Source organism: Burkholderia pseudomultivorans (assembly GCF_902499075.1).
GTDB classification, from domain to species: Bacteria; Pseudomonadota; Gammaproteobacteria; order Burkholderiales; family Burkholderiaceae; genus Burkholderia; species Burkholderia pseudomultivorans.
This window is the reverse complement of sequence record NZ_CABVPP010000008.1, coordinates 13063-31534: the sequence shown is the minus strand read 5'-3', so window position 1 is coordinate 31534 and position 18472 is coordinate 13063. Positions and strand designations below refer to the sequence as shown.

Genomic DNA, 18472 nt, shown 5'->3' with positions numbered 1-18472 from the left:
CCTCAGAACCCGAACAGGCCGCGCCGGCCGCGCGTGATCGTCACTTCCTCGCCGGGTCGCGTGAGCTTGACCTCATCGGCCAGTCGCTGAATGACAATGTATGGACCGCGGCGGATAAAGTTCGGGCTGACGACGTCACCGCCATCCTTGATGGTGGGCACGGCAAACGGCGTGCGAGGCGGCATCCGGATCCAGATGAACGTGCCGTCGTCGAAGACCGTCTCGGGTTTGAGTGAGTTCGTCCCCGAGACGGTGTACTCGAAGTTCAGCTTGTCAGGCGATACGCCGATAGGACCGGAATCGGATGGGGCGCCTTGGTCAGTATCGTGTTCTTCCCCCGTTGCGTTGCCGCGTGCCCGCACCTTCGCCATCAGCGAGTTCGCGTAGCTGAAGCGCACGTTCTGATAAAACAGGCCACCCAACGGGGAGGAAACGAGCGTCAGCTCGTACTCGCGCCGGTTTGTGCTCAGGTGCAGCGTGTTGACGAGGCCCGGCTTAGTGGGCTTCACGTAGACGTGATTTGCGCCGTCCGTATCGAGAACCCACTGCACGGAGTCGCCCATCGCTGGCTCGCTGACCAAGGTCTCGCCGCGCTCGAGCTCAATTGTCGTGAGCTTCAGCGGCGCAGTCATCACCCGAAAGATCTTGTCGCGGCTATACGTGAACACTGCCATGCGTGCATCGCCCGGCATCGTGATCGGATCCGCGCCAGAGTTGTAGGGATTCACCGGGCTCATCGCATCGCCGATGATGCTGCCGACATCGAAATTCGGGACGGGGGCAATCGGGTTCGCTGCAGATTTGGCTGCGAACGCATTGGCCGATGCCGCGATCACCGCCAGCGCGCCCCAGCCCAGGAGGGAACGTGTTCGTTTCATGCGCCAGTTTTCTGCAGGGTGAAGAACGGGTAGTAAAGGCCGTAGGGATTCGTGCCCAGCACGTCTTCCGCAGTCGGGGGGATGATCTGGTAGCGCATCGTCAGCGCGAAGCGCACCTCGACGGGCTTGTCAGCCGGGGATTGTCGAGTCGATGTTGTGAACTCGACCACAACCGTCGAGTCCTCGAGCAGTGAGACGTTGGTGACCTTGGGTTCACGCACCAGCTTCGGGTTGGTCGTGATCTGGTCGAATGGCTTGTCATCGCTGATCCAGGACGCGAACTGGTTCTTCGCGTTACCGATCATCTTCGCCTTCACTGCATTGATGTTTTTGGCGAGGCGCGACGTACGGATATCGTCTGTCAGGACCGGCTCGATCGTGAACCAGTGCTCGACGTCCTGTTTGATTGCAGTGCGCTTTGCCTGGTCGTCCGGGTTATACGCCGCCAGTTGCTTGACCAACGGATTGCCGCCGGCGTCAGAAGAGACGCCGTACGAGCGCACGACAGACGGCGGCGGCTGACGGGTGTAGACGGCTCCGCCCGCAATGATTGCGAGGATGAAGCAGAAGGTCTTCCAATGATTGGCTTCGACGCGCAGACGCGTCCCCTGATCGAAGATGATCTTTTCGGGATCGTCGTTCGAGTAGTGGCCGGGCGCCGCGGACAAGGCGACCTGCTTCTTGCTACGGGGAAAGAGTCGGGGGAATCGCATCACGGAGTTCCAATTGGGACGGATCAATTGGAACAGCCGAGGCGACGACGGCACGTGGGAAAAGAGCCGTCATTTCGGGGACCTTTTCGCGATGCCCGCAAGCCGTGACCCACGGCGCCACTGCGCGCAACCGGTTGCAGGGTGAACGGCAAAAAGCCCTATGAAAATCGCGAGCTTTTCGGACTTGCATTTCCGTCTACAACGATACAATCGGCGGACGGTTGTTGCACGCGTTGCACGCAGCGCTTTGGTGGCATGGGGACAACGACGATCCGCAAGTTATTGTTTTTTCATGAATCTTCACGAGTTCCTTGTTTGATGCCTCTGGAGGCCACCCTCAACCGGTTGAGCGGCATCTCTCATAACCGCCAACAATTGACGACTACAGCTGGTTGGCTCTGATGACCCATTTCGATTCGTGCAATGGTTCTGCCATTGAAGCGTCAGACATCTGTCGGGACCGCCTGGCTGCGATCGAACGACATGAAGATCTTCGCCGGGCCGGCTCTCCGCCCATTGTGCTAGGCGAGTTCTATCGCAAACAATTAGACCGGGAGCTTTGGCCGAGTCAAGCAAAACTTGCCGCCGATCTAAACATGTCGAAACCGCTCGTCACACGGTCTATCCAAGCATCTTTGCTTCCTCCCGAAGTGGTGGCGGCATTCGGCGGTCCGTACCACATCTCCTACCGGACGGCAGGACTGGCGATGCGATTGATTAACTCGGTCGGAAGGGCCGTTGTCGTTCAGAGGGCACTGACAGTGCCGAACACAACTCCTTCAGCGAAAAAAGTAATTTCGATACTGGCTACGGGCGTCGTACAAACCGATGATGCTGCCAAGCTGAGAATCTCGCTCGGAGCGAACGGCAAACATCTAATAATCGACGGGCCACATATCGACCGCGTGATTCCCCACCTCGCCCTAGTCCAGCGTTTGCTGAACGTTATGCTTCCGTCCGTGCTTCCGCCATGCGCTGACGGTATTCTCCTCGCTGGTGATCGCGGTTTAACCGGGAAGCGCCTGCGACGCGAACGGTGACATCTTCCGACCGGACGCAGCACCCGCGAGCCTAACGATGACGAATTCCGACCTGCAGTGCTTAGGTGACGGATTCCGACCGCGACTTATGCGATGATCTGTTGTTCGAGGACCGGGCGCCGGCCTACACGCTGCTGACGTATGTGCATGACGCGACGAGCCGATTAATGATGCTGCACTTCGCGCATTACTTGATCAACTGCATCCCTGCGACCAGGGCGGCCGCCACATCGAAGGTATCTGTGTACTCACAGTTGGCTGCATAACCGGAACGCTCGATCAGGCAGTCTGCAAAATCCGCCTTTGAAGATGCCGCGTACACGCGAAGCGCTTTCGCACCGTGTCTGCGGCTTCAATGACAAGTTTCTAGGTGCTGATCATCGAGTCGATGATGCCCTTCATCTGCTCACCCTCACCGCCATAGCATCGCCCGAGTACCCACACAACTTCGACGCCGCCGAGTACCGGCATCCGGACCGTCTGCCGACATTCCTGCGAATACGCGTTGATTGCGCGCGCGGCGGCGGCCGGGCCTGTTGACCGATCTCGCCGAAATCGAATGGCAGGTCGCGCTGCCGGGCGACCGGCTGACCGCGCGCGAAACCGAGGTGTGTGCGATCGTCGCGGCGACGGTTGTGCCGCTGATCCCGAGATCGGCATGAACTGCCGCCGTCACCACGACGCCGTAGTCGCGCGCCGCACCCGCTACGCTGACGTATTCGTCGCGCACGTCGGTCAGCACGCGGCCTCGTCACCTCGTTCGCGCGTAACCCCTTCGCGGGCTGGGTCGTCACGCTTTTGGGCTGCGCTTTCACCGACCGCGAAGCCTTTGCGTCGCCTGTCGGCACGAGTTTCAAACTGGCTTGGGTCAGCGTCTTATCCGGCGTGGGTATTTCGCTCACGACCTTGGCCCGGCATGATCTCCAGGAGGGGTTTGTCTTTATCGTTCAGTTCCTTCGCCCGATTACGGCTTCGGTCAATGAAGTCTTTCAGGTCCGGCCCCGCCAACATCGCGCGATGCATCGCTCAGTCTTTCATTTTCCAAACAGGAGCGAATTGTATCTCAAAATAATGCGGTGATTTTAAGCCGGTTGGACGAACGGGATTTCGGTGATTTAGCGAAGGATTTGCATTTAATCGACCTGTTTTTACCGTCATCGACGCAGCGACTGGCAACGGCACCACTCGACACTGCGCGACAAGCACAGGTCGGCATCACGGAATCCGTATTGTCAGGCGTCTCTCCGCTGCGCTATGATACGCGCCGACCCGCCGGTGAAACGTTTGCGTCGCACGGCGTTCGCGACGGGTTCGACAGCGGAACACGGGCTCGTCCCGCGGTTCCGCAAAAAGTTGCGCCGTTCGAACACGAGACGAGACGGCGCTTAAAGGCATCCGTTCTTGGCACGAGGAAGATGCACTTCAATACATGGAGTGCGGCGCGATGGTGCGAAGCATTCAGAACAGACAATCCGCCCGATGCGGGACTGCGCGGCTTCATTGATGACTGTGCAGTGTGCATACCGTGCGGACGCCATTGCACCGTGGACTCCGTTGAACCCGCATCATGCGGGTTTTTCTTTTTGGCGCACGCCGAACCGCGCGGCCGGCGCGGATTAACGTCTCCTTAATCGCAAGCAAACGAACGATCGAAAAGTACAGCTTTCGATCGTCGACGGCGCAGCGCAGGTGAACCGCACTCGCGCGCCGGCACGTCATGCGATGTCGATGCCGAAACCGACATCGACACCCGCATCGACACACCGCGCCGCAACGCCGTCAGTCCCCGCCCGCCTCGTCCGCACGCTCGACCTCGCGCGACTCATCGTGCCGCTGCCCCTGCCCGTGCTCGCGCGCGAGCACGGGCGCAAGCGCGCGCCCTGTATGGCTCGCGGCCACCTCGACGAGCGCCTCCGGCGGCGCAGCGGCGACGATCGTCCCGCCGCCGACGCCGCCTTCCGGGCCGAGATCGATGATCCAGTCCGCCTCGGCGATCACGTCGAGATCGTGCTCGATGACGACGACGCTATGCCCACCGTCGACGAGCCGATGCAGCACGCGAATCAGCTTCGCAACGTCGGCCATGTGCAGGCCGACCGTCGGCTCGTCCAGGACGTACAGCGTGTGCGGCGCCTTCTGGCCGCGCCGCGTGATGTCGTCGCGCACCTTGCTGAGCTCGGTCACGAGCTTGATCCGCTGCGCCTCGCCGCCGGACAGCGTCGGCGACGGCTGACCGAGCGTCAGATAGCCGAGCCCGACGTCCTTCATCAGTTGCAGCGGATGCGCGATCGTCGTGATCGACGCGAAGAACTCGACTGCCTCGTCGATTTCCATCGTCAGCACCTCGCCGATGTTCCGGCCGCGCCACGTGACGGCGAGCGTCTCAGGGTTGAAGCGCTGCCCGTGGCACACGTCGCACGGCACCTTCACGTCCGGCAGGAAGCTCATCCCGATCGTGCGCACGCCCTGCCCTTCGCATGCCGGACAGCGGCCGTCGCCGGTGTTAAACGAGAACCGCGACGCGGTATAGCCGCGCGCACGCGCTTCGAGCGTGTCGGCAAAAAGCCGGCGAATCGCGTCCCACACGCCGATATACGTGGCGGGACAGGACCGCGGCGTCTTACCGATCGGCGTCTGGTCGACTTCCAGCACGCGGTCGATATGCTGCCAGCCGTCGATCGACTCGCACCCCTGCCAGACGTGCGCGACGTTCAGCGCGGGCCGCGGCGCACTGCGCGCGAGCACGCTCGCGCGGCGGTTCGCGGCCGGCGCGTCCTGCGCGGCGCTCTTGCGCGCGCGCCGCACGGCCGGTGACGACAGCACCGAGCGGCCCACCGCGTCGAGCAGGTTCGTCATCAGCACGTCGCGCGCGAGCGTCGACTTGCCCGACCCGCTGACACCCGTCACCGCGACGAGCCGCGCGAGCGGAATGCCGACCGTCACGTCGCGCAGGTTATGCAGGTTCGCGCGATGCACGGTCAGCCAATGCCCGGGCACCGCCTCGGCGTTCCTGCGGCCCGGCGCGACGACGCGTCGACGCGGCTGCAGCGGATGGACCATCGGCTGCGCGAGCAGGCGCCCCGTCAGCGACGACGACTGCGCGGCCAGATCGGCGACCTTGCCCTGCGCGACGAGCGTGCCGCCGCGCTTGCCGGCGCCGGGCCCGATGTCGATGATGTGATCGGCGCGCCGGATCGTGTCCTCGTCGTGCTCGACGACGACGAGCGTATTGCCCTTGTCGCCGAGCTGACGCAGCGCATTCAGCAGGATCTGGTTGTCGCGCGGATGCAGGCCGATCGTCGGCTCGTCGAGCACGTAGCACACGCCCTGCAGATTGCTGCCGAGCTGCGCGGCGAGCCGGATGCGCTGCGCTTCGCCGCCCGACAGGCTCGGCGCCGCGCGATCGAGGCTCAGATAGCCGAGCCCGACCTCCTCGAGAAACGCGAGCCGGCTACCGATCTCGCTGACGATGTCGCGCGCGATCTGCGCGTCGCGGCCGACGAGCCGCAGCCCGTCGATCCAGCGGCGCGTATCGGACACCGTCCACTGCGCGACCTCGACGATCGGATGCCCGTCGAACGTGACCGCGCGCGCGGTGGGGTTCAGCCGCGTGCCGCCGCAATCGGCGCACGGCTCTTCGCCGACGCCTTCCGGTTCCTGCTCGTCCGACGGCAGCGTCTGTTCGCGGCCGCGGCCGTCTTCGGCGAATACCGTGTCGTCGTACGCGGCGCGCTGTTCGCGCGTGAGCGCGAGCCCGGTGCCGACGCAGGTCGTACACCAGCCGTGCTTGCTGTTGTACGAGAACAGCCGCGGGTCGAGCTCCGGGTAGCTCGTGCCGCACACCGGGCACGCGCGCTTGACCGACAGCACCTTGACGTCGCCGACCCGCGCGGTGGAATGACCGTTGGCGATCGCGTGATGCAGATCATCGAGCGGCACAAGCAGATGCATTACGCCCTTGCCGATCTCGAGCGTCTCGTCGAGACGCTGCCGCAATTCGGCCTCGTCGTCCGGCGACACGACGAGGTCGGCGACGGGCAGTTCGATCGTGTGTTCGCGGAAGCGATCGAGCTTCGGCCACGGATCGACCGGCACGAACTCGCCGTCGACGCGCAGATGCGTGTGACCGCGCGCCTTCGCCCATTTTGCGAGATCGGTATACAGCCCCTTGCGGTTCACGACGAGCGGCGCGAGCAGCCCGACGTGCTGGCCGCGATGCTCGCGCAGCAGCTGCGCGGCGATCGATTCGACCGACTGCGACGCGACCGGCGTACCGTCGTGCACGCAGTGCTGCAGGCCGAGCTTCACGTACAGCAGCCGCAGGAAGTGCCACACCTCGGACGTGGTTGCGACCGTGCTCTTGCGGCCGCCGCGCGACAGCCGCTGCTCGATCGCGACGGTCGGCGGAATGCCGTACACCGCGTCCACTTCGGGGCGGCCGGCCGGCTGCACGATCGAGCGCGCGTACGCATTCAGCGACTCGAGATAACGGCGCTGCCCTTCGTGGAACAGGATGTCGAACGCGAGCGTCGACTTGCCCGACCCCGACACGCCGGTAATCACGTTGAACTTGCCGTGCGGAATGTCGACGTCGAGCGCCTTCAGGTTGTGCTCGCGCGCGTTCACGATGCGCACGACGTCCTCGCCTTCGATCGCGCGCCGCGCACGTGCCGCGTTGAGCGCGGCCTGCAGCGGCACGCCTTCGTCGGCCCGCTCGGCGGCCGACGCATCCATCGCGCGCTCGTAATCGCGCAGCGCCGCGCCGGTATGCGAACCGGCACACGCCTTCACGTCGTCCGGCGTACCGGCACACAGCACGAGGCCGCCGCCGTCGCCGCCTTCCGGACCGAGGTCGATCAGCCAGTCGGCCGCACGGATCACGTCGAGGTTGTGCTCGATCACGATCAGCGAATGGCCGGCCGCGAGCAGCTTGCCGAACGCCTGCATCAGCTTCGCGATGTCGTCGAAGTGCAGGCCGGTGGTCGGCTCGTCGAACATGAAGAGCCGCGATCGCGCGACGCGCGCCTCCTGCGTGACCACGCGCCGCCCGTTGCCGGCCGCCGCCGATTCGGCGAGAAAGCCCGCGAGCTTGAGCCGCTGCGCTTCGCCGCCCGACAGCGTCGGCACCGGCTGGCCGAGCTTCACGTATTCGAGGCCGACGTCGACGATCGGCTGCAGCACGCGCAGCACGTCCGCGTCGCCCGCGAAGAACGCGGCCGCCTCGCTGACCGTCAGGTCGAGCACGTCGGCGATGTTCAGCGCGCGGCCGTCGCGGGCGATCCGCACTTCGAGCACTTCGGCGCGATAGCGCCGGCCGTCGCAGTCCGGACAGCGCAGATAGACGTCGCTCAGAAACTGCATCTCGACGTGCTCGAAGCCCGAGCCGCCGCAGGTCGGGCAGCGCCCGTCGCCCGAGTTGAAGCTGAACGTGCCGGCGCCGTAGCCGCGCTGCAGCGCGAGCGGCGCCTTCGCGAACAGCTTGCGGATCTCGTCGAACGCGCCGACGTAGCTCGCCGGGTTCGACCGTGTCGTCTTGCCGATCGGCGACTGATCGACGAACACGACGTCGCCGATTTGCTCGGCGCCGGACAGCGCACGGTATGCGCCCGGCGATTCGGTCGGGCGCCCGAGCTGGCGCGCGATCGCCGGATACAGCACGTCCTGGATCAGCGTCGACTTGCCGGACCCCGATACGCCCGTCACGCAGACGAGCCGCTGCAGCGGAATCTCGACCGTGACGTCGCGCAGGTTGTGCTCGCGCGCGCCTTCGAGCACGATGCGCGGCGTCTGCGCGTCGACCGGCCGGCGCGCCCAATGGGACGCATGCGCGACCTGCCGGCGGCCGCCGAGATACTCGCCCGTCAGCGTGGCCGCGCCGCGCACGTCGGCCGGCGTGCCGTCGTAGACGATCGTGCCGCCGCGCTCGCCGGGGCCGGGGCCCATGTCGATCAGCCGGTCGGCCGCGAGCATCACGGACGGATCGTGTTCGACGACGACCAGCGTGTTGCCGGCATCGCGCAGCCGCTGCATCGCCTCGACGATCCGGTTCAGGTCGCGCGGATGTAGCCCGATGCTCGGCTCGTCGAGCACGAACAGCGTCTTGGTCAGCGACGTGCCGAGCGCGGTCGTCAGGTTGATGCGCTGCACCTCGCCGCCGGACAGCGTGCGGCTTTGCCGGTCGAGCGTCAGATAGCCGAGCCCGACGTCGCACAGATACTTGAGCCGCGTACGCACCTCGGCCAGCAGCAGCTTCAGCGCGTCGTCGAGCAACGCGCTCGGCAGCGTCAGCGTGTCGAAGAAGCGGCGGATGCGGTCGATCGGCAGCAGCATCAGGTCGTGCACGGTGAGCCCCGACAACGCCTCGAGCTGCGCGCGGCTCCAGTCGACGCCGTGCGGCATGAAGCGATCGGCCGGCGCGAGCACGGCGTCGGCGTTCTCCTTCGAGCCGAGCCGCCACAGCAGCGATTCGGTCTTCAGCCGCGCGCCGCCGCAGGTTTCGCACGGCGTGTAGCTGCGGTACTTCGACAGCAGCACGCGGATGTGCATCTTGTACGCCTTCGACTCCAGATAGCCGAAGAAGCGCCGCACGCCGTACCACTGGCTCTGCCAGCTGCCGGTCCAGTCGGGCGAGCCGTTGATCACCCAGTCCTGCTCGGCCGGCGTGAGCTCGGACCACGGCACGTCGCGCCGGATGCCGGCCTTCGCCGCGTAGCGCATCAGGTCGTCCTGGCATTCCTTCCACGCGGGCGTTTGCATCGGCTTGATCGCGCCGCCGCGCAGCGTCTTGCGCGCATCGGGAATCACGAGGCCGAGATCGACGCCGATCACGCGGCCGAAGCCGCGGCACGTCTCGCATGCGCCGTAGGCGGAGTTGAACGAGAACAGCGCGGCCTGCGGCTCCGCATAGCGCAGATCGCTTTCCGGATCGTGCAGCCCGGTCGAAAAGCGCCAGACCTCCGGTTCGCGCGCGACCGCGCCGTCGCCTTCCGGCGCCTGCGCGAGCACGTAGACGTTCACGCGCCCGCCGCCGCGCTTCAGCGACGCCTCGATCGCCTCGACCGCGCGCGCCTTCTCGACCTGATGCAGCCGGAAGCGGTCGGCCACCACGTCGAGCACCTTGCGCGGGCCCGTCGGCGACGCGACCTCGCGCTGCGCCTGCACGCGCGTATAGCCGCTCGCCGACAGCCACTGCTCGACTTCCTCGTCGGTCACGCTATCGGGCAGTTCGACCGGAAACGTGATCGCGAGCCGCGGATCGTGCTCCGCCGTGCGCGCGAGCAGATCCGCATGGATCGTCTCGGGCGTGTCGTGCCGCACGGGCCGCGCGGTCTTGCGGTCGAACAGCTCGGCCGCGCGCGCATACAGCAGCTTCAGGTGATCGTTGAGCTCGGTCATCGTGCCGACCGTCGAGCGCGAACTGCGGACCGGGTTCGTCTGGTCGATCGCGATCGCGGGCGGCACGCCGTCGACGCGGTCGACCTGCGGCCGGTCCATCCGGTCGAGGAACTGCCGCGCATACGCGCTGAACGTTTCGACGTAGCGCCGCTGCCCCTCGGCATACAGCGTGTCGAACACGAGGCTCGACTTGCCCGAGCCCGACGGGCCCGTGACGACCGTCATCTCGCCCGTACGCAGGTCGAGATCGAGATTCTTCAGGTTGTGCTGGCGTGCGCCGCGAATGCGGATCAGGTGGCTCGATGACAATGGATTACCCGTCGGAAAGAGTTGGCCGGCGTGCGCGGCGCCGGACGGCGGCGCACGCTCGCGGCCGCGCGCGCGTGACGCGGCGCACGGCTCAATGTCGACGGATACTATACTGTATATTCATCCAGTTTTCCAAGACGCCCGCATTCATGGCGGCCTTCGCGCCTGCCGTCACGGCTGCCCCGCGCCGCCCGACGCGCCGTAGATCTGCCCGGTCACGTAGCTCGCCTGCGCCGACGCGAGCTCGACGTAGATCGACGCGATCTCGGCCGGCTGCCCCGGGCGGCCCATCGGCACCTGCTCGCCGAACTTCTCGACGTTCTGCTCGGTCTGCCCGCCGGTCACCTGCAGCGGCGTCCAGAACGGCCCCGGCGCGACGCCGTTCACGCGTATCCCGCGCTCGATCATCTGCTTGGCGAGCCCCTTCGTGAAATTCGCGATCGCGGCCTTCGTCATCGCATAGTCGAGCAGGTTCGCGGACGGATCGTACGCGTTCACCGAGGTCGTATTGACGATCGCCGCGCCGGCCGGCATCCGCGGGATCGCCGCGCGCGTGATCCAGAACATCGCGTACAGGTTCGTGCGCAGCGTCCAGTCGAACTGCTCGGTGCTGATGTCGAGGATCGACGGGTGGCTCTGCTGGCGCGCCGCATTGTTCACGAGGATGTCGAGCCCGCCGAGCGCGGTGGCGGCCTGCTCGACGAGCCGGTTGCACGCGGCCTCGCTGCGGATGTCGACCGGCAGCGGCACCGCCGTGCGCCCCGCACTGCGGATCAGCTGCACGACTTCGCGCGCATCGGGCTCCTCCTCCGGCAGATAGACGATCGCGACGTCCGCGCCTTCGCGCGCGAACGCGATCGCGACGGCGCGGCCGATGCCCGAGTCGCCGCCGGTGATCAGCGCCTTGCGGCCGGCCAGCCGGCCGCTGCCGCGGTAGCTGCGCTCGCCGTGATCGGGGCGCGGCGTCATGCGGCCGGCGAGCCCCGGCCACGGCTGGTGCTGCGCCGGAAACGGCGCGTGCGGATACAGCGGCCGCGGGTCGCGCGGCGCGGTATCGCCGGCGGACGGGGCGCCCGTCTGCGCGACGGCGGGCATCGCGACGCCGGCCACGAGCCCGGCGGTCGTGCCCTGCATCCATTTGCGCCGCGATTCGGAAATTTCATCGGATGACATGATCGAGACTCCATCGACCGCTCGGCGGGAACGGCCGTGTCGACAGCGCCCCGCGGCGCGCGCGCGACGCCTGGTGGGAATTCGGTTACCGACAGGCCGGATGCCGATCGGGCGCGTGCGCGCTACAGCGGCCGCGGCCGGTCGCCGGCGTCGTCGGGCCCGTCGTGCTCCTCGGGCCACGGCTTGTCGTTGGCCGGGTCGCGCACCTCGGTCTCGCGCGGATCGTCGGGCGCGACCTTGCCGACGTCGGCGTCCGGAATTTCGTCGAGCTCGCCGCCGCCCGGCGCATGGCCGGGCGGGCGGCCCGCCTCGGGACGATGCGGCGGCTCCGCCGGCTGCAAAGGCTGTTCGTCCTGCGTGCCGGGGCGCGTGCCGCGCGTGTCGTGGTCCTGCTGCTGTTTCGATTGCGTCATGGTTCTTTCCGGTAGATGCGGCTGCAACGGTACGTCGCCGCCGGAGCGGCGGCGGCCTGCAGCGTGGCCGCAAGCAAGCGCCATTCCGACGCGCGCGCATCGATGGCGTGCGACCATGCGACGAATTGGCGGGAATCCGCGGCGACCGGCCCGCCGCGCATGCCACCGCACGCGCCGCGGCTTGTCCGTCCGCTACACACGATGCAGAATTTACAAGCGCCGCACGCACGAGGGCCGACTCGCGCGCGGCGCGGCTGCCCCGTCCGGCGCGGCCAGGCGGTCGTCCGGGCGGTCGCCGGGGCGCGGCACGCGCATTGCTACGCCCGGCTACCGCATTGCGGCATCGTCACACTGCCGTGGTTTGGGGCAACGACAGGAAACGACTCGTCCGGTGTCGTGCGCGCATCGCCTGCCGGCGGCGCACGCAACGACCGGGAGGACGAGCACAGCCATGCGGCAGCGCGCGCGGTACCTCGGCGACCACCGTGCGCAACGCTTCACGGCAACCCGTAGCGAGATACAACAATGGTTTCTCCGCTGGAACCGGCGCCGAGCGGCGCCGACCATTTCGTCCAGTTCTACGATTCCGTCGAGCAATTGCTGCCGGAGGTCGTCGCGTTCGCCGGCGACGCGCTGCGCAGCGGCGGCAGCGCGATCGTGATCGTGCGCGCCGACCGCCTCGCCGACGTCGTCGAGCGGCTCGGCGCGCTGGTCGCCGCGATCGGCGAGCCGGCACGCCGGCGCGTGTTCGTGTCGGATGCCGAAGCGCTGCTCGCGCGCTTCATGGACGGCGACATGCCCGATCGCGATCGTTTTCTGCGCTCGGTCGGCGCGATAGTCGAAGCCGCGATCGCCGCGGGCCGGCCCGTGCATGCGTTCGGTGAAATGGTCGCCGTGCTCTGCGCGCGCGGCCAGCCGGACGCCGCGCTGCGGCTCGAGGCGCTCTGGAACGAGCTGATCGAGCGGCACCGCTTCTCGCTCTATTGCGGCTATCCGCACGACGCGTTTCCGGGCGCCGAGCAATCGACGCTGTTTCGCCACGTCTGTGCGCTGCACCGGCGCGTGCTGCCGGCCGCGTCGCTGCGCAACGACGAGCGCGAGCTACATCTGACGCTCGCGCTGTCGCAGCAGCGCTCGCGCGCACTCGGCGCCGAGATCCGCCGCCGCGAGGACGCCGAGCGCCAGCGCAACGGCGTGCTGATGCACGCGCCGCTGCCGATCGCGTTGCTCGCCGGCCCCGAACACCGCATCGTGCTCGCGAACCACCGGTTTTCGGCGATGTGCGGACGCACCGACATCGTCGGCCGGCCGCTCGCGTCCGTGATGCCGGGCGCGGACTCGCCGGCCGTCACGCGCGCGCTCGACGATGCGCGCGCGCACGGCGTGTCGACGACGATCGGCGAACATCGCGACCGCGCGACGCCCGAGGGCGCGCGCGTCTATCGGCTGCATTTCAACCCGCAGCCGCAAGCCGACGGCATCGGCGTGATCGTCAGCGCGGTCGAAGTGACCGAGCACGTCGCCGCGCGCGAGAAGCTGCAGGCGGCGAACGCGGAGCGCGACCGGCTGCTCGCCGAACTGCGCGACGCCAATCACGCGAAGGACCAGTTCCTCGCCGTGCTCGGCCACGAACTGCGCAATCCGCTGACGCCGATCTCGCTCGCGCTCGAGCTCGTGCGCAGCCGCGAAGGCCACGCGACGCCGAACGAGATCGCGATCATCCAGCGGCAGCTCGATCACATGGTGCGGCTGATCGACGATCTGCTCGACGTGTCGCGCATCACGCGCGGCAAGATCGAGCTGAAGAAGGAAGCGGTGCGGATCGGCGACATCGTCGATCGCGCGGTCGAAGTCGCGAGCCCGCTGCTCGAACAGCGCCGCCATCGGCTGCACGTCGACATCGATGCGGACGTCCGCTGCCACGGCGATCCGGTGCGGCTGTCGCAGGTCGTCGCGAACCTGCTGACCAACGCGGCGAAATACACGGCGCCGGGCGGCGACATCGGGCTGCACGTCGCGCGCAGCGACGGCGACACGATCGTCATCGAAGTGCGCGACAGCGGCGCCGGCATTCCGCCGGACCGGCTCGACAGCATCTTCGAACCGTTTTTCCGGCTCGGCGGCGAGCCGGGACGCATGGACGGCGGCCTCGGCATCGGTCTCGCGCTCGTGAAGAGCTTCGTGATGCTGCACGGCGGGACCGTCCGCGCCGATAGCGCAGGGCCTGGTCTCGGCAGTACGTTCACGGTGACGCTGCCCGAATACCGGCCGACCGCGCTCGACGCCGACGCGCGCGAACCCGAGCATCGGCCCGCCGCGGTGCCGGTCGGCACGCGCCGCCGCGTGCTGCTCGTCGACGACAACGAGGACGCGGCCGCGACGCTCGCGCAATGGCTGCGCGACGCGGGGCACGACGTCGCGGTCGTGCACGACCCGCTGTCGGCGCTCGGCGCGTTCCGCTCGCACGAGCCCGACGTCGCGATCCTCGATATCGGACTGCCGGTCATGGACGGCTATGAGCTGATCCGGCGGCTGAAGGCCATCGAGACCGACAAGCCCTGCACCTTCCTCGCGCTGACCGGCTACGGCCGGATTGCGGATCGCGAACGCTGTCTCGAAGCGGGATTCCGTCATCATCTCGTGAAGCCGGTCGATCCGGCCGCGCTGCACCGCGCGATCGACGACAGCGACCCCGTGCATGCGCCGGCGCCGCTGGCGCCCGCGGCACCCATCGCAGCCGTGGCGCCCGTGCCGGCCGCGTCGCCCGTTCCGCCGTTGCCGCAAGTCGACGGACAGCCGCAGCTGTGAGCGCTTGTAGCGGCCGCGTGCTGCTGCGTACCGTGTGCGGCGCATGCGGCACGCGCGATGCTCGTCCATCGTAACGGCCGATTCCGCGGCCGCAATCATCACGGAGGACGATCATGACCGGCACCCCGACCCCGCCGCAGGAACACGACGATACCGGCCGGCCGCCCGAACCGCCCGCGCCCGAGCGCAACGACGATCTGCCCGAATTGCCGGATCCGACGGAAGTCGGCGAAGACGGCTAGCGTCGCCGCGCGGTGCGCGCGGCACGGCGTCTGTGTGCACGGCGCGCCCACGCGGCGCGCGTTGCACGTCGCCCGTTGCACGGCACCCGCTGCACGGCGCCCCGCTCGCGCGTCGCGCGTGGCACCGCGCCGCTCCCTCATCCCTTGTTGCCGGGCTCGCGCGTGCGCTCGCCGTACGTGTCGTTGCCGCAATGCGGACACTTCGGAATCCGCTCGCCCTGACGCACGTGCGTCGAGCGATGGCACTTCTCGCAGCGGAAGTCGCCCGTCTTCTCCGCTTTTTCGCCTGCATGAGCCGTCATGTCGAATCTCCATGACGACGCGCGCACGCGCGCCGGCCGCACGCCGACGCGCTGCGGCCGTCGTCGTTCAGATGCGCCGCCGGTCGTGCGCGAGCTCGTCGGACAGCGCGGTATCGTCCTCCTGCAGCGGCTCGCCCGGAATCCGGCGTTTCGCCGACTGCTCGAGCGGCGGCTCGGTCGCGGCCGTCGCGCCGCCCTCCGCGTCGAGCTGCCGCTCGGCCATCAGCCAGTACGCTTCCGCGTTGCCGTCCGGCGAGCCGGCGTCCTGCCAGAGACGGTACGCGCGTTCCCTGATCTGCGCTTCCCTGTCGCCGTTCTTCACGTTCTGCTGATCGTCCATCACGTTCTCCCGATGATCGATGCGTTTGCTGCCCGTGCGCCGGGCCTTGCGCGGGGCCGCCATCAGCGCTCCGGCCGCGACGGCGACGAGACGGCACCGAGCGTCGACGACATGCCGCCGTCGGCCGAGGTCGCGAGATCGCCGAGCGCGACGATGCCGACCAGCCGCTTCTCGCGGTCGACCACCGGCACGCGACGGATCTGCGCGTCCTCCATCTTCTTCTGGACCTCCGCGATGTCGTCGTCCTCGTAGCACCAGTTCGCGGGTCCGCTGACGACGCCCTCGATCGACTCGTCGGGCGGCACGCCCATCGACACCGCCCGCACGACGATGTCGCGGTCGGTCAGCATCCCGATCAGCCGCGTTCCGTCGCACACCGGCAGCGCGCCGACGTTCAGGTCGTCCATCAGCTTCGCCGCATCGCGCAGCGTCTGCGTCGGCCCGATCGTCGCGGCGTCGCGCGTCATTACATCAGCCACTATCGTCATGGTTCACTCCTTCCAAAACCGGAAAACCGCAAAGCGCGGTGCGGCGAACGAGCATCGGGCGTTCCGCGCGCGGATTCGCGCGCCGGCGCGCGTCAGTTCTCCGCCGAACAGCGGATCGACTTCAGGCCGGCGGGGCCCGCCATGCCGGTGAGCCGGTGCACCATCGCGTCGTTGTCGGGCGTTTCGCGCCATTGCACGACGAAGGTTTCCTCGCGCAGCGACTGCGTCGCCGCCTCGTGAAACCCGCGCACGCGGCACTTGAAGCCCGCCTCGCGCATCAGCGCGAGCAGGCGGTCGCGGCTCGTCGACGCGATCTCGTATTCGACCGTCACGAGCGCGGTGCGCGTGCGCCGCAGCCGCTGCTCGACGTGCCGCAGCGGCCATATGACGACGAGCCCGACCGCGAGCCCGAGCGCGCCCAGCTGCAATTGCCCGCCGCCGATGCACAGCCCGATCACCGTGACGAACCACAGCGTCGCGGCCGTCGTCACGCCCGTGACGAGCCCGTCGCGATGCAGGATCGCGCCGCCGCCGATGAAGCCCATGCCGGTCAGGATCCCGAGCGGCAGCCGCATCAGGTCGAGCTGCGCGAAGCTTTGCGGCGTCTTGCCGCTCTGCCCGAGCAACGCATTCACCTGCAGCATCGCCAGGCACGCGGCGGCGCAGACGAGCATCGCCGTGCGCAAGCCGGCCGTCTTGCCGGCCTCGCTGCGATCGAAGCCGATCAGCGCGCCGGCGATCAGCGACAGTGCGACGCGGGCGAGGATGTCGCCCCATTGAAGAACGATCGGCATCGTGTCCATGTGCGCGCTCCGCGCGCCGACGCGCGATCGGCACGCCGTCGCGCGCACGCGGCAGCGCACGGCGCGCGCGGGATGCCGGCCGAAGACGTCGGCGGTTGCCCGCACCGCGGGGATCGCGGTGGATACGACCGATCAGCAAGTTCCGTCCCCGCTACACCGCCATGGGCGCACGCTGTCGTCGGACAAATGCGTCGTCGCTCGTAATCGGCTGCCGCGTGCGCCGTTCGGCCGTTCGTGCACGTGTAGAACCTGTCCGCGCGATTGTAGAAAGGTGTCGACGCAGCGCGGCATCCGCGCCGCGTGCACGCGCGCGCGTGGCACGGCCGCTGCACGGCGTGCCGCTCGCGCATGCCGGCGCCGCGCGGCGCGCGGCCCGCGAGGCAGGTACGGCCGATGCGGGCCCGCACGCCGTCGCGCCCGCCTGCGGCGCTTGCTAACCGCGTCCGTCATGTCCGTGATCCCGTTTGCCGCGTCGATGCAGCAGCGCATCGCCGATACACCGCCGCTCGCGCGCCCGCTGCGCTCGATCGTCGTGTTCCGTGCGCTGCGGCTCGGCGACATGCTGTGCGCCGTCCCCGCCTTGCGCGCGCTGCGCGACGCGCAGCCGGCGGCCGCGATCCGGCTCGTCACGCTGCCGTCGGCCGCGCAGTGGATGCGCCGCTACGATCGCTACGTCGACGACATCGCGGTTTTTCCCGGCGATGCGCGGCTGCCGGAGCGCACGGTCGACGAGGCGGCACGCGCGGACTTCGGCGCGACGCTCGCGCGCTGGCAGCCCGATCTCGCGATCCAGATGCACGGCGACGGCCGCGTGACGAACGCGATCGTCGGCCGTTTCGGCGCGCGGGCCGTCGCGGGCTTCACGCGCACCGATGCCGTGCCCACGACGCGTGCGTGGCTGCCCTATCCGGACCGCGGCCCCGAACCGCTGCGCCTGCTGCAGCTCGTACGCGCACTCGGCGCGTCGACACCGTCGGCCGACGCGTCGCACCTCGAATTTCCGCTTACGCCGGCCGACCATGCGGAACTGCGCGACAGCGGGCTGCTCGCACGGCTCGGCGACCGGCCGCTGCTCTGCGTGCATCCGGGCGCGAGCGCCGCACACAAGTGCTGGCCGCCCGACGCGTTCGCGCACGTCGCGCGCCATCTCGCCGCGTGTCACGGGCTGACGATCGTGCTGACCGGATCCGCGGCCGAGCAGCCGCTCGCGCGTCATGTCGCCGCGCGCACGGGCGGCGACACGATCGACGCGACCTGCGGGCTGTCGATCGGCGCGATGGCCGCGCTGATCGCGCGTGCGCGGCTCCTGCTTTGCAACGACACCGGCGTCTCGCATCTCGCGGCCGCGCTGCGCGTGCCGAGCGTCGTCGTGTTGGGCCGCGCGGACCCCGAGCGCTGGGCGCCGCTCGACCGCAACCGCCACGTATGCGTGCGCGACCCGGACGCGACGCGCGTAAACGACGTGCTCGAAGCGGGCTGCATGCTGCTGTCGCGCGATGCACGCGCACACGCGGCGGCCGCGCTATCGCCGCCGCGAGACGACGTGTCCGCGCGCTAGCGCCACGTGT

General features: G+C 68.3%; 14 protein-coding genes. 4 read left to right on the top strand and 10 right to left on the bottom strand.

Features of this window, described 5'->3' with window-relative positions; all coding sequences use genetic code 11:
• Positions 1-2: 2 nt before the first annotated feature.
• Both BST28156_RS08170 and BST28156_RS08165 read right to left on the bottom strand, forming a co-directional pair.
• Entirely contained in the window at positions 3-878 is an 876-nt protein-coding gene (locus tag BST28156_RS08170; protein ID WP_012217947.1) for a TrbG/VirB9 family P-type conjugative transfer protein, read from the bottom strand.
• Positions 875-1591, bottom strand: a complete 717-nt coding sequence (locus tag BST28156_RS08165) for a VirB8 family type IV secretion system protein (protein WP_012217946.1) — start codon at positions 1589-1591, stop codon at positions 875-877. The genes BST28156_RS08170 and BST28156_RS08165 overlap by 4 nt, the downstream gene beginning before the upstream one ends.
• 401 nt (positions 1592-1992) lie before the next feature.
• On the opposite strand from BST28156_RS08165, the gene BST28156_RS08160 reads away from it, so the two are divergent.
• Positions 1993-2631, top strand: a complete 639-nt coding sequence (locus tag BST28156_RS08160; protein WP_012217945.1) for a hypothetical protein — start codon at positions 1993-1995, stop codon at positions 2629-2631.
• A 412-nt stretch (positions 2632-3043) separates the two neighbouring features.
• Here the strand turns inward: BST28156_RS08160 and BST28156_RS08155 are convergent, their stop codons facing one another.
• The 4 genes from BST28156_RS08155 to BST28156_RS08140 all read right to left on the bottom strand — a co-directional run bounded on the left by BST28156_RS08155 (position 3044) and on the right by BST28156_RS08140 (position 11921).
• Positions 3044-3373 (bottom strand): hypothetical protein, encoded by a 330-nt coding sequence (locus BST28156_RS08155; RefSeq protein WP_174901967.1) that lies wholly within the window; start codon positions 3371-3373, stop codon positions 3044-3046.
• A 1037-nt stretch (positions 3374-4410) separates the two neighbouring features.
• Positions 4411-10335 carry an excinuclease ABC subunit UvrA gene (gene uvrA, locus BST28156_RS08150; RefSeq protein WP_012217942.1) on the bottom strand — a complete coding sequence of 1975 codons (5925 nt, stop codon included), beginning with the start codon at positions 10333-10335 and terminating at the stop codon, positions 4411-4413.
• 171 nt (positions 10336-10506) lie between these two features.
• Positions 10507-11508, bottom strand: coding sequence for an SDR family oxidoreductase (locus BST28156_RS08145; RefSeq protein ID WP_012217941.1), 1002 nt, complete (start codon positions 11506-11508; stop codon positions 10507-10509).
• A gap of 122 nt (positions 11509-11630) precedes the next feature.
• A complete protein-coding gene (locus BST28156_RS08140) occupies positions 11631-11921 on the bottom strand; it encodes a hypothetical protein (protein WP_012464936.1) in 291 nt (96 codons plus the stop codon).
• 525 nt (positions 11922-12446) lie between these two features.
• Here BST28156_RS08140 and BST28156_RS08135 point away from each other — a divergent pair.
• Both BST28156_RS08135 and BST28156_RS34980 read left to right on the top strand, forming a co-directional pair.
• Positions 12447-14729: a hybrid sensor histidine kinase/response regulator gene (locus BST28156_RS08135; RefSeq protein ID WP_012217939.1), complete on the top strand. Its 2283-nt coding sequence runs from the start codon at positions 12447-12449 to the stop codon at positions 14727-14729.
• Positions 14730-14842: 113 nt separating this feature from the next.
• Positions 14843-14971, top strand: coding sequence for a hypothetical protein (locus BST28156_RS34980; protein ID WP_006413432.1), 129 nt, complete (start codon positions 14843-14845; stop codon positions 14969-14971).
• Between the two features lie 137 nt (positions 14972-15108).
• On the opposite strand, the gene BST28156_RS08130 is transcribed toward BST28156_RS34980, so the two are convergent.
• The 4 genes from BST28156_RS08130 to BST28156_RS08115 form a co-directional block, all read right to left on the bottom strand.
• Complete coding sequence (locus BST28156_RS08130) at positions 15109-15273, bottom strand: zinc ribbon-containing protein (RefSeq protein WP_006413433.1); 165 nt, start codon at positions 15271-15273, stop codon at positions 15109-15111.
• A 67-nt stretch (positions 15274-15340) separates the two neighbouring features.
• The gene (locus BST28156_RS08125) at positions 15341-15676 is read right to left on the bottom strand and encodes a DUF2934 domain-containing protein (protein ID WP_012217938.1); all 336 of its coding nucleotides are present in this window, start codon (positions 15674-15676) and stop codon (positions 15341-15343) included.
• Complete coding sequence (locus BST28156_RS08120) at positions 15676-16101, bottom strand: CBS domain-containing protein (protein WP_012217937.1); 426 nt, start codon at positions 16099-16101, stop codon at positions 15676-15678. Before BST28156_RS08120 ends, BST28156_RS08125 begins: the two co-directional genes overlap by 1 nt.
• A gap of 92 nt (positions 16102-16193) precedes the next feature.
• Positions 16194-16904, bottom strand: a complete 711-nt coding sequence (locus BST28156_RS08115) for an MgtC/SapB family protein (protein WP_012217936.1) — start codon at positions 16902-16904, stop codon at positions 16194-16196.
• Between the two features lie 448 nt (positions 16905-17352).
• Between BST28156_RS08115 and BST28156_RS08110 the strand changes: the two genes are divergently transcribed.
• Positions 17353-18462: a glycosyltransferase family 9 protein gene (locus BST28156_RS08110; protein WP_012217935.1), complete on the top strand. Its 1110-nt coding sequence runs from the start codon at positions 17353-17355 to the stop codon at positions 18460-18462.
• The last annotated feature ends 10 nt before the right edge of the window (positions 18463-18472 follow it).